The 12,271-nt window shown below is 69.3% G+C and carries 11 protein-coding genes; 6 read left to right on the plus strand and 5 right to left on the minus strand.

Annotated elements, in window-relative coordinates:
- Positions 1 to 44 precede the first annotated feature (44 nt).
- The 6 genes from murJ to trxA all read left to right on the plus strand — a co-directional run bounded on the left by murJ (position 45) and on the right by trxA (position 7,418).
- Entirely contained in the window at positions 45 to 2,414 is a 2,370-nt protein-coding gene (gene murJ / locus ACJX2R_RS26555) for a murein biosynthesis integral membrane protein MurJ (protein ID WP_413102184.1), read from the plus strand.
- 110 nt (positions 2,415 to 2,524) lie between these two features.
- Positions 2,525 to 4,249, plus strand: a complete 1,725-nt coding sequence (locus tag ACJX2R_RS26560; protein ID WP_413102185.1) for a protein kinase family protein — start codon at positions 2,525 to 2,527, stop codon at positions 4,247 to 4,249.
- 28 nt (positions 4,250 to 4,277) lie between these two features.
- Positions 4,278 to 4,967, plus strand: a complete 690-nt coding sequence (gene sigM, locus ACJX2R_RS26565; protein WP_020869976.1) for an RNA polymerase sigma factor SigM — start codon at positions 4,278 to 4,280, stop codon at positions 4,965 to 4,967.
- Positions 4,964 to 5,944, plus strand: a complete 981-nt coding sequence (locus tag ACJX2R_RS26570; RefSeq protein ID WP_413102186.1) for a hypothetical protein — start codon at positions 4,964 to 4,966, stop codon at positions 5,942 to 5,944. The genes sigM and ACJX2R_RS26570 overlap by 4 nt, the downstream gene beginning before the upstream one ends.
- A gap of 151 nt (positions 5,945 to 6,095) precedes the next feature.
- A complete protein-coding gene (gene trxB, locus ACJX2R_RS26575) occupies positions 6,096 to 7,046 on the plus strand; it encodes a thioredoxin-disulfide reductase (RefSeq protein ID WP_413102187.1) in 951 nt (316 codons plus the stop codon).
- 42 nt (positions 7,047 to 7,088) lie between these two features.
- On the plus strand, positions 7,089 to 7,418 hold the full coding sequence (trxA, locus tag ACJX2R_RS26580; RefSeq protein WP_014061966.1) for a thioredoxin: 330 nt from the start codon (positions 7,089 to 7,091) through the stop codon (positions 7,416 to 7,418).
- A gap of 102 nt (positions 7,419 to 7,520) precedes the next feature.
- Here trxA and ACJX2R_RS26585 read toward each other — a convergent pair whose 3' ends face one another.
- From ACJX2R_RS26585 to ACJX2R_RS26605, 5 genes are all read right to left on the minus strand, one after another.
- On the minus strand, positions 7,521 to 8,138 hold the full coding sequence (locus tag ACJX2R_RS26585; RefSeq protein WP_037954609.1) for a GNAT family N-acetyltransferase: 618 nt from the start codon (positions 8,136 to 8,138) through the stop codon (positions 7,521 to 7,523).
- Between the two features lie 326 nt (positions 8,139 to 8,464).
- The gene (locus ACJX2R_RS26590) at positions 8,465 to 9,610 is read right to left on the minus strand and encodes a ParB/RepB/Spo0J family partition protein (RefSeq protein ID WP_262702083.1); all 1,146 of its coding nucleotides are present in this window, start codon (positions 9,608 to 9,610) and stop codon (positions 8,465 to 8,467) included.
- Entirely contained in the window at positions 9,607 to 10,695 is a 1,089-nt protein-coding gene (locus tag ACJX2R_RS26595) for a ParA family protein (protein WP_078956777.1), read from the minus strand. The genes ACJX2R_RS26590 and ACJX2R_RS26595 overlap by 4 nt, the downstream gene beginning before the upstream one ends.
- A gap of 226 nt (positions 10,696 to 10,921) precedes the next feature.
- Positions 10,922 to 11,635: a 16S rRNA (guanine(527)-N(7))-methyltransferase RsmG gene (gene rsmG / locus ACJX2R_RS26600; RefSeq protein WP_037954600.1), complete on the minus strand. Its 714-nt coding sequence runs from the start codon at positions 11,633 to 11,635 to the stop codon at positions 10,922 to 10,924.
- Between the two features lie 111 nt (positions 11,636 to 11,746).
- Entirely contained in the window at positions 11,747 to 12,256 is a 510-nt protein-coding gene (locus tag ACJX2R_RS26605) for a protein jag (RefSeq protein ID WP_020869968.1), read from the minus strand.
- Positions 12,257 to 12,271 lie beyond the last annotated feature (15 nt).

A 12,271-nucleotide genomic window follows, 5' to 3' on the forward strand; every position in this document is an offset into this window, starting at 1 on the left:
TGCCGGGGCCGGTGGGCCGCAGTGGACGATGAGGTGGGGTAGCGATGAACGCGCCGTATGACGGTGATGGCCGAGTGCCACCGCCGCCACAGCCGTCCCCTCACGGCCCCCACGACCCTTACGGACAGGAACCGCACCAGCGGGATCCGTATCTGGGCGACGCCCACCAGGCGCCCCCGGCCGATCCGCGCCAGTCGTACGGCCAGCAGTACTACGCACCGGACCCGTACCTGGACGACTCGTACGCGACGGGCAGCTTCACGCCCTATCCGTATCCGACGCAGGATCGGTACGCCCACGATCCGCTGACGGACCCCCGGTACGACCGGCACTCCTCCCACGCACCGCGGCAGGACGGCTACCAGCAGCAGTACTACCAGCAGCCCCCCACGCCGCAGGGCCCCGACCCGCGCGCCTGGTCCCCCGAGGCCGCCACCGGCCACCAGGGCGCCGTACAGCAGCCGTACACCGCCGATCAGGCGGGCCAGGGCTATCCGGGGGCGGACGGCGGCTACGGCGCGGGGGAGCAGCCGCAGCGGGACGCCTTCGCGCACCTCTACCGCGATCAGCAGCCCTATGAGCCCCGGGCCGGCCAGGGCCAGGGCTACCCCCAGGGCGCGGAGAGCTACCCCCAGGGCCAGGCGCCCGCTCAGGGGCAGGCGCCGTTCCCCGGACCGCCCAGATCCGAGCCCGCCGGCGCGGCGGCCGCCGCCCCCACGGTGGCCGCCCCGGTGGTGACCGCCCCCGCGACCGAGCCCGAGCCGAAGGCCTCAGGGGGCCGGGCGGCGGGTCTGCTGCAATCAAGCGCGCTGATGGCCGCGGGCACCTTGGTCTCCCGCCTGACCGGCTTCCTCCGGCAGATGGTGATCGTCGCGGGACTCGGCGCCGCCAGCCTCGGCCAGGCTTACCAGGTCGCCTATCAGCTACCCGCGATGATCTACTTCCTCACGGTCGGCGGCGGTCTGAACTCGGTCTTCGTCCCGCAGCTCGTGCGCGCGATGAAGGAGGACAAGGACGGCGGAGTCGCCTACGCCAACCGTCTGCTCACGCTGACGATGGTCGCGCTCGGCAGCCTCGTCGCGGTTTCGGTGTTCGCGGCCCCGACGCTGATCCGGATGCTCTCCGCGGACATCGCCAGCGATCCCCCCTCCAACGAGGTGGCGGTCACCTTCGCCCGCTACTGCCTGCCCACCATCTTCTTCATGGGCGTGCACGTCGTGGTCGGTCAGATCCTCAACGCCCGGGGCAAGTTCGGCGCGATGATGTGGACCCCAGTTCTCAACAACATTGTCGTCATCGCTACTTTCGGCCTCTTCATCTGGGTGTTCGGCACCTCCAGCAACTCCAACATGGGTGTCACGACCATCACCCCGGAGGGCATCCGGCTGCTCGGCATCGGCACGCTCCTCGGCCTCGCCGTCCAGGCCCTGTCGATGTTCCCCTACCTCCGGGCAGCTGGTTTCCGCTTCCGGCCGCGCTTCGACTGGCGCGGCCACGGCCTCGGCAAGGCCGCCAAACTGGCCAAGTGGACCGTGCTGTTCGTGCTCGCCAATCAGGCGGGCAACATCGTGGTGACCCAGCTCGCCACTGCGGCCGGTACGGAGGCCGACAACGGGGGCCACCCAGGGGCGAGCTACGTCGGTTACACGAGCGCTCAGCTCATCTGGAACATGCCCCAGGCCATCATCACCGTCTCGGTGATGGCGGCTCTGCTGCCCAGGCTCTCCCGCGCGGCCCACGACGGCGACCCCGGTGCGGTCCGCGACGACATCTCGCAGGGCCTGCGCACCTCCGCCGTAGCCATCGTCCCCCTCGCCTTCGGCTTCATCGCGCTCGGTATCCCCCTCTGCACGCTGCTGTTCGGGACCTCGGGCACCGCGACGGCCCAAGCCATGGGCTACATCCTCATGGCGTTCGGCCTCGGGCTCATTCCGTTCTCCGTGCAGTACGTCGTCCTCCGTGGCTTCTACGCCTACGAGGACACCCGCACCCCCTTCTACAACACCGTCATCGTCGCGGCGGTCAACGCCGCCGGATCCGGGCTCGCGTATCTCCTGCTCCCCGCCCGCTGGGCCGTCGCCGGTATGGCGGCCGCCTACGGCCTGGCCTACGCCATCGGCGTGGGCGTGGCCTGGAAGCGGCTGCGCAACCGGCTGGGCGGCGATCTGGACGGCCCCCGCGTCGTGCGCACCTACACCCGCCTCGTCGGCGCCAGCATCCCCGCCGCCCTCCTGGGCGGTGGCTCGGCCTACACCATCATGCAGACCCTCGGAATGGGCGTCGTCGGTTCCGTAGCGGCTTTGCTGGGCGGCGGTCTCGTTCTTATCGCGGTCTTCTACATTGCTGCGAAACGGATGCGCGTTGATGAGCTGACGGCCATGGTCGGTATGGTGCGCGGACGACTCGGACGCTGATCATTGAGCACAACCATCGTCCGCCACCGTGTGTCGTGCATAGCGGCGGACTGTGGGCACAATTGTCTTGGCTCGGAGTAGGCGCAACGGATGGGGAGGCAGGAACGACGGTGGCGGAACGGAGCACGGCTGCCGTCGACGTGGCCGACAGCGGTGGAGAGGAGCCGCTGACCGCCGAGGCGGGTAAGGCCACGGCCGACGGGGCGGGGACGAAACAGAAGGTCGGCAAGGGGACAGAGGCCGCGGGCACCGACGATACGGGCGCCGCGGCCGAAGCGAACCCGCTCGAACTGCACAGCGGTCACAAGCTGGCCAGACGCTACCGTCTGGAGGAGTGCGTCACCCGTCTGGACGGATTCAGCAGTTGGCGTGCCGTGGACGAGAAACTGCGGCGTGCCGTCGGGGTGCATGTCGTGCCCGCGGACCATCCGCGCGCCAGGTCGGTGCTCGCCGCCGCCCGTTCGGCGGCCCTGCTGGGCGATCCCCGCTTCGTCCAGGTCCTCGACGCCGTCGAGGAGAACGATCTCGTCTATGTCGTCCATGAGTGGCTTCCCGACGCCACCGAGCTCACCGCCGTGCTGGCCGCCGGGCCGCTCGAGCCGCACGACGCGTACCAGCTGGTCAGCCAGGTCTCCCAGGCCATGGCCGCCGCCCACCGCGAGGGCCTGGCCCATCTGCGGCTGAACCCCGGCTCCGTGCTGCGCACCGAGTCCGGCCAGTACCGGATCCGCGGACTGGCCGTCATGGCCGCCCTGCGTGGTATCAGCGTCGACCACCCCCAGCGCACCGACACCGAGGCGATCGGCGCGCTGCTGTACGCGGCGCTCACTCAGCGCTGGCCGTACGAGGCCGACGCCTACGGCCTCTCCGGGCTGCCCAAGGGCGTGGGCCTGATCGCCCCCGACCAGGTCCGCGCCGGAGTGCACCGCGGTCTGTCCGAGCTCGCGATGCGCGCGCTGGTCAACGACGGGGCCACCGCCTCCCGTCAGGACCAGCCCTGCACCACCCCCGAGGAGCTGGCCAAGGCCGTCGCGGCGATGCCGCGCATCCGGCCGCCGGAGCCCGCCTTCACCCCCTCCCCGGCGTACCAGCGCACGACGTACCAACAGGGCGTGTACGGCCAGCAGCCGAACCGCGGCGGCACCGCGCACACGGCCCGCACGGCCGCTCCCGTGCCGCCTCCGCCGCCGTTGCAGAGCCGCACGGGCAAGGCCCTCAAGTGGACCGTCTCCGCCCTTCTGATCGCCGCTCTCGGCCTCGGCAGCTGGCAGCTCGCGGACACCCTCCTCAAGGAGGAGAACAAGTCCAGCCCGGGCAAGTCCACCAGTGAGAAGGACGACGGCAAGGGCGCAAAGGTTGGCAGCAAACCGATGAAGATCCAGGGCGCCGCGGAGTACTACCCCGACGGGAATCCCCAGCACACCAATCAGGTGCCCTTGACCTACGACGACGACCCAGACACGGTGTGGCGCAGCAAGAGCTACGACGAAGGCCCCGATCTCAACCCGGCCTTCAAGAAGGGTGTGGGCTTGGTGTACGACCTTGGTGCGGGGCACAAGCCCAAGACGGCCACCCTCGGGCTGAAGTATGGGGGCGATCACACCACGGTGTCGCTGTACGCGGCGGACTCGCTTTCCTCATCCGCACCGTTGAGTTCCATGAGGAAGCTCGCAACAACCACGACCTCGGGCACCACGGCCAAGCTCACCGTGAACCGCCCGGAATCGGCCCGGTATGTCGTCCTGTGGATGACCGCGATGCCCCAAGCGCCCGGTGACACGTACAGCGACCCCGGCTACAAGCAGGCCATCACCGAAGTGAAGTTCACCGGCTGAGCCGGCTGATCGGGCAGGGGGCTCAACGTTGGACGACGCCACCATCGGCGGAGCGAGCGACGGCGAGCTCCTCGCCCGGCACGTCGACGGCGACCCGGACGCCTTCAGCGAAATAGTGCGGCGCCACCGCGACAGACTCTGGGCGGTGGCGCTGCGCACCCTCGGCGACCGTGAGGAAGCGGCCGACGCGGTCCAGGACGCGCTCGTCTCCGCCTATCGCGCCGCCCACACCTTCCGGGGCCAGTCCGCCGTGACCACCTGGCTGCACCGCATCACGGTCAACGCCTGTCTGGACCGGGCCCGCAAGGCCGCCTCCCGTCGTACCTCCCCCGTCGACGACACCGAGCGGCTGGAGCAACTTCTGGAACCCCATGAGTCGGCCGCGGCCCCCGCCGAGCGCGGTGATCTCCACCGCGAACTGCTCCAGGCGCTGCGCACCCTCCCTCCCGAGCAGCGCGCGGCCCTGGTGCTGGTCGATATGCAGGGCTACCCCGTCGCGGAGGCGGCGAAGGTACTGGACGTTCCCACCGGCACCGTCAAGAGCCGCTGCGCCCGGGGCCGCGCACGACTGCTGCCCCTCCTCTCACATCTCCACCCCAGTGGGAGGGGTAGCTCACCCTCGAGCATGGGAAGGAACCGGACGCAGGGGACGTCCGTCCCACCGACGGCAGGACCGAACGACACAGATGCCGTGAAGGGCGGAGGTGGGCGAGCGTGACATCCTCGACGGACACGGAAGAGCACCCTGAAGTCGCGGAGATCTCCGCACTCACCGAGGGTCTGCTCTCTCCGTCCCGCGCCGTCGATGTGCGCACTCACCTCACGAGCTGCGTGCTGTGTGCGGACGTATGGGAGTCTCTGGACGAGATCCGCTCCCTGCTCGGAACGCTCCCGGGACCGGTGCGGATGCCCGCCGATATCGCGGGCCGCATCGACGCGGCGCTGGCGGCCGAAGCACTTCTCGACGCGACCGCCCCCGAGCGCGTGGCCGATGTTTCACGTGAAACTCCGGATCCGGACGCCACGCACACGCCTGTTTCACGTGAAACGGCCGATGGCGCCTCCAGCGACCCCGGCTCCGGGACTGTGGAGCCCACGGCCAAGCCGTCCATCGCGGCGGACCGGCCCGCCGGGCGCCCGCGTGGGGCCACCGGCCCTGGACGGGGAACCGCCGGACCCGGCACCCGCCCCGGCCGCGCCCGCCGCTGGCGCAAGGCCGTCCTCGGCGGCGCATGCGCCGCCGCGGTGATCGGCATCGGGTCCTTCTTCCTCCAGAGCGGCTCCTCCGGCGATCACAGCGACAGCGGCACCCAGACGCACGCCAGCCAGAGCTCCACCGCGAACTCCACCCTCTCCTCGGGCACGCTCAAGGACCGGGTGCACGAGCTGCTCGCCAACCGGAAGTCCACCGCGTCGAACGGCGTCACCGGGCAGGGCAACTCGCCCGATGTCCCGCTGCGAGCCGATGACGACCCTGAGGTGCCCTCCTGCGTACAGAGCGGCACCGGTCGCAAGGAGCCGGCCCTCGCGGCGCAGCAGGACACCTACGACGGCCAGAGCGCCTATATCGTCGTCTTCCCGCACCCCTCCGACAGCTCGCGCGTCGATGCCTTTGTGATCGACGCGTCCTGCGTCTCGGCGTCCCCGACGACTCCCGGGGAGCTCCTGGTGACCCGGACCTACCCGCGCCGCTGAGGCACACCGCACACCGGGGCCCTGCCTGACAGCGCTCGGGAATGCCTGACCCGTAGGATCCGTTGGGTGGGGTGGCAGCGGAATTCCGGGGGACCCGGAGCCGCCCGCCCAGTCAGCAGTCCGGCAGTCGGCAGAGACAAGGAAGACATCCGTGAGCGACGTCCGCAACGTGATCATCATCGGTTCCGGGCCCGCGGGCTATACGGCCGCGCTCTACACCGCCCGCGCTTCCTTGAAGCCGCTGGTCTTCGAAGGTTCCGTGACCGCGGGTGGCGCCCTGATGAACACCACCGATGTGGAGAACTTCCCGGGCTTCCGGGACGGGATCATGGGCCCCGACCTGATGGACAACATGCGGGCCCAGGCCGAGCGCTTCGGCGCCGAGCTCGTTCCGGACGACGTGGCCGCGGTCGACCTCAGCGAGCAGATCAAGACCGTCACCGACTCCGCCGGTACGGTCCACCGTGCCAAGACCGTCATCGTGGCCACCGGCTCTCAGCACCGCAAGCTGGGGCTGCCGCGCGAGGACGAGCTCTCCGGCCGCGGTGTCTCCTGGTGTGCCACCTGTGACGGGTTCTTCTTCAAGGACCAGGACATCGCCGTCATCGGCGGCGGTGACACGGCCCTGGAGGAGGCGACCTTCCTGTCGCGGTTCGCGAAGTCGGTCACGGTGGTCCACCGCCGGGACACTCTGCGCGCCAGCAAGGCGATGCAGGAGCGGGCCTTCGCCGACCCGAAGATCTCGTTCATCTGGGACAGCGTGGTCGAGGAGATCCACGGAGACGGCAAGCTCTCCGGTCTCACGATCCGCGACGTCAAGAAGGACGAGACCTCCGAGCTGCCGGTCACCGGGCTGTTCATCGCGATCGGCCACGACCCGCGCACCGAGCTGTTCAAGGGCCAGCTGGGCCTGGACGACGAGGGGTACCTGAAGGTGGAAGCGCCCACCACCCGGACCAACCTGCCCGGTGTCTTCGCCGCCGGCGATGTCGTGGACCACACCTACCGTCAGGCGATCACCGCGGCCGGCACCGGTTGCTCGGCGGCACTGGACGCCGAGCGGTACCTCGCCTCACTGGGGCAGGGCGACGCCACCGTCTGACTCCGCTTCCCACCTCTGCACCAACTCACTAAGGAGATTGCCATGGCCGGTGCCACGGTCACCGTGACGGACGCCGACTTCGAGGAGAAGGTCCTCAAGAGCGACAAGCCGGTACTCGTCGACTTCTGGGCCGCCTGGTGCGGTCCGTGCCGCCAGATCGCCCCCTCCCTGGAGGCCATCGCGGCCGAGCACCCCGACAAGATCGTCATCGCCAAGCTCAACATCGACGAGAACCCGGCGACGGCCGCCAAGTACGGCGTGATGTCCATCCCGACGCTCAATGTCTACCAGGGCGGCGAGGTCGCCAAGACCATCGTCGGCGCCAAGCCCAAGGCCGCCATCGAGCGCGACCTGGCCGACTTCATCGGCTGAGCACACCACGCGTCGCCCTCATACACGAAGGGGCTGCCCATCGGGGCAGCCCCTTCGTGTTTCACGTGGAACCCAAGCTCCGCCTGTTTCACGTGGAACCCGCTACAGCGGCCGAAGCGCCGGCTCCTTCTGGACGGCGCCGAGCAGCCGGTCCAGCGCCAGCTCGACATCCTCCTTCCAGGAGATCGTCGTCCTCAGCTCCAGCCTCAACCGGGGGTAGCGCGGATGCGGCCGTACGGTCTTGAAGCCCACGGCCAGCAGATGATCGGCGGGCAGCACACACGCCGGTTCCTTCCACGTGGCGTCCCCGAACGCCTCCACCGCTTTGAAGCCCCTGCGGATCAGATCCTTGGCGACGGTCTGCACCATCACCCGGCCCAGCCCCTGCCCCTGGTATCCGGGCATCAGCCATGCCGTCATCAGCTGGACGGCATCCGCCGCGACCGGACTGGTCGGGAAGGCCGTGGAGCGCGGTACATACGCCGGAGGCGCGTACAGCACAAAGCCCACCGGGACCTCATCGACATAGACCACCCGGCCACAGGATCCCCACTCCAGCAGCACGGCGGAGATCCATGCCTCTTTCTCCAGCTCCGGCCGGCCGGCCCTTACGGCTGCTTCGCCGCTGACCGGATCGAGTTCCCAGAAGACACAGGCGCGGCAGCGCTTGGGGATGTCCGGGAGGTTGTCCAGCGTGAGCGGTACGAGCCGACGCCCCATGAAGCCAGTCCTTCACTTCCGTGGCCAGCCGCGCCACGGGCGGCTGACAGCGCACTACGCTCCCTGAGCAGACTGCCGACGAAACCGCCGACAGCTCCCAGGCCCAATCCTGTGGCCAACAGTCCGGTGCGGCTCACCGATCGCATGGCCCTGTCCTCCACATGCGGCGCCTCCACATGGATCCGCCCTATCTGACCGCATCGTATCCGTGCCGAGATTGCACCGATACCGCCCTTGGGCAAACAGCGGGTCGCGTTCCGACCATGTCGGAACGCGACCCGCCCCGCGCCGCCCTTCCGTACGGCATGAACCGCACGGGCAGCGCCTCACTCGTCCTCGTCCGCCGCTCCGTCCTCGGAGGAGAGCGGCTGCTCCAGCACCGGCCCCTCACCGGGGGCCAGCGTGCCGAGGATCCGCTCGAGATCCTCTATTGAGGCGAACTCGACGACGATCTTTCCCTTCTTCTGACCGAGGTCGACCTTCACCCGCGTCTCGAACCGATCGGAGAGACGTGAGGCCAGATCCGTGAGCGCGGGGGACACCCGCGCACCCGCCCTCGGGCTCTTGGGCTTGGTCGTGCCCCCCGAGCGCGAGCCCATCAGGGTGACGATCTCCTCCACCGCACGCACCGAGAGCCCCTCGGCGACGATGCGATGGGCCAGCCGGTCCTGCTCCTCCGGGTCGTCCACGGAGAGCAGTGCCCGGGCATGACCCGCGGAGAGAACCCCGGCGGCCACCCTGCGCTGGACGGACGGGGAGAGCTTCAGCAGCCGCAGCGTATTGGAGACCTGCGGACGCGAGCGCCCGATACGGTCGGCCAGCTCGTCATGCGTGCAGTTGAAGTCCTTCAGCAGCTGGTCGTACGCCGCCGCCTCTTCCAGCGGATTCAGCTGGGCCCGGTGGAGGTTCTCCAGCAGCGCGTCCAGGAGGAGCTTCTCGTCATCGGTGGCCCGGACGATCGCGGGGATCTTCTCCAGACCGGCCTCACGACAGGCCCGCCAGCGGCGCTCGCCCATGATGAGCTCATAGCGCTCCGGCGCCAACTGCCGTACGACGACGGGCTGGAGGAGACCGACCTCCTGGATCGAGGTGACCAGTTCGGCCAGCGCGTCCTCGTCGAAGACCTCACGAGGCTGCCGCGGGTTGGGGGTGATGAAGTCCAGCGGCAGCTCGGCGAAGTGAGCCCCGGCCACCTCCTCCGGCATCGCCTCCGGAACGACGGCCTCGGGCTCCTGCTCCCTCGGCGCGGGCTCGGTTTCCTGTGGAACGGTGTGCGTGGCCAGTCCGGCCACCTTGGCCGCCGCCACTCCGCGCTCCTGGGTGAGCACCGGGACCGCGGTCGGTGAGGTGGTGGCCCCGGTCGTCGTGACCGTCCCCGCCCCCGCCGAGGACGCGGCATTGTCCGCCCCCTTCGGCGCGGGAGGGATCAGGGCACCGAGCCCACGGCCCAGTCCTCTGCGTCGCTCACTCACTGAATCCCCTCCTGCATGCTGCTGTGCTGGTCGTGCTGGCTGAGCTCGGGCAAGGCATGGGCGTGCTGGGCTTCGTAGTGCACGCCAACACCTCTGAGGGCGATCTCGCGGGCCGCCTCCAGATAGGAGAGCGCCCCACTCGACCCCGGGTCATAGGTGAGGACGGTCTGCCCATAACTGGGGGCCTCGGAGATGCGCACCGATCGCGGAATGCTCGTCCGGAGCACCTCACCGCCGAAGTGGCTCCGCACCTCGTCGGCGACCTGGGAGGCCAGCCGGGTGCGACCGTCGTACATGGTGAGAAGGATCGTCGAGACATGGAGCTTGGGGTTGAGATGGCCCCGCACCAGATCCACATTCCGCAGCAGCTGCCCCAGCCCCTCCAGGGCGTAGTACTCGCACTGGATCGGGATCAGCACTTCCGCGCCGGCCACCAGCGCATTGACCGTCAGCAGACCCAGCGAGGGCGGACAGTCGATCAGGATGTAGTCCAGCGGCTGCTCGTACGCCTCGATGGCCCGCTCAAGCCGGCTCTCCCTGGCCACCAGGGAGACCAACTCGATCTCGGCACCGGCGAGATCGATCGTGGCCGGAGCGCAGAAGAGGCCCTCCACATCCGGGACCGGCTGCACCACATCGGACAAGGGCTTGCTGTCGACCAGCACGTCATAGATCGATGGAACCTCGGCATGGTGGTCGATCCCCAGCGCCGTTGACGCATTGCCCTGTGGGTCGAGATCGATCACCAGCACACGGCCACCGTGCAGGGCGAGTGAGGCGGCCAGGTTGACCGTGGTCGTGGTCTTCCCGACCCCGCCCTTCTGGTTGGCGACCACCATCACCCGGGTCTGCTCCGGCCTGGGCAACCCCTCACCGGCGCGGCCCAGGGCTTCGACGGCCAGCTGAGCGGCACGGCCAATAGGGGTGTCGTCCATCGGAGGCGGCGTTTCACGTGAAACATCCTCCCCCGGCGATTCGGTACGGGGGCCGGGGACCGGATCGGTCATCGGCCCCGCGATGTTGGCGTCGGACCGCAAGGATTCACTCTCCTCGACATCAGGCTCGCAATAAGCAGAGCCTGCCATGCTTTTGGGGTCGTGAACCAGCGAGGCCTGTTCTCCTGTGGATGAATCCACGTTCATACGGGGTCGGCGGTCGCGGGGCAAAGCCGCCGCACGACCGCGACTGATGATTCCATGCAGCAGGGAGCGACGTTTCACGTGAAACACGATGCACGGGAGGACTCGTCGATGGGTCGCGACACTCCGGTATGTGTAGTTTTGCCAGCTTGTATGGAGCAATGCCGCTGATTCAGGGCCGACGGCGCGGCGACCGGCGAGCCGCCTTGGCCCGCTTCGCCGCGAAGCGCACACCCCCGGGGCTCTCTCCGACCTCGACCCGCACCACCGTGGACGGCGGGTCCACCACTCCCTCACCGACATGCAACACCGAGGTCCCCACCACGCCCAGCTTGCCCAGCGCGGCCCGGGCCTGCTTCAGCTCCTCCTCGGCGGTATCGCCCTTCAGCAGCAGCATCTCGCCGTACGGGCGCAGCAGCGGAACCCCCCAGCCGGCCAGCCGGTCCAGCGGGGCCACTGCCCGAGCCGTCACCACATGCATCGGGGTCAGCTTCCCGAGGACCTCCTCGGCGCGGCCGCGCACCACCGTCACATGCTCCAGCCCCAGCAGTTCCACCACTTCCCGCAGAAAGTTCGTCCGGCGCAGCAGGGGCTCCAGCAGCGTGATCCGGAGATCGGGGCGGGTCAGGGCGAGCGGGATACCGGGGAGCCCGGCCCCCGAGCCCACATCGCAGACGGTGACGCCCTCGGGCACCACTTCGGAGAGCACGGCGCAGTTCAGCAGATGCCGTTCCCACAGCCGCGGCACCTCCCGCGGGCCGATCAGCCCGCGGGTCACTCCCACATCCGCCAGTAGCTCGCCGTAGCGGACGGCCTCCGGAAAACGGTCACCGAATACGTCCCTTGCCTCGGGGGGCGCCGGGGGGAGCTCCGCTGCTTCCGTCACGGGGACCGTCCTTCCGTACCGAACACTCTGCTGAACGATGATGTAAGGCTGACAAGATTCGGCCCCGTCTGCGTGCAGACGGGGCCGTGTGGATCACGAGGCGGAACCGCTTCAGACCGGAAGCACGACCACGCAGCGCTGGGGCTCCTCACCCTCGGACTCGCTGCGCAGCCCGGCGGCGGCCACGGCGTCGTGCACCACCTTCCGCTCGAAGGGCGTCATCGCCTTGAGCTTCACCGGCTGTCCGGTGCCCTTCGCCTCCTCGGCCGCCTTGGTGCCCAGCTCGGTCAGTTCGGCACGCTTACGGGCCCGGTATCCGGCGATGTCGAGCATCAGCCGGCTGCGGTCCCCGGTCTCCCGGTGCACCGCGAGGCGGGTCAGCTCCTGAAGGGCCTCCAGCACCTCGCCATCGCGGCCGACCAGCTTCTGTAGATCACGGCTGGTCGAGTCGCTGATGATCGACACCGCTGCGCGATCGGCCTCGACGTCCATGTCGATGTCGCCGTCGAGGTCCGCGATATCCAGCAGCCCCTCGAGGTAGTCGGCCGCGATCTCCCCTTCCTGCTCAAGGCGGGTCAGGGTGTCGACACCCTCGGCTGCCGGGGTGGTGCCTTCCGTCACGGATGGACTCCTTCG

Source organism: Streptomyces sp. Inha503, assembly GCF_047215865.1.
GTDB lineage: Bacteria > Actinomycetota > Actinomycetes > Streptomycetales > Streptomycetaceae > Streptomyces > Streptomyces lycopersici.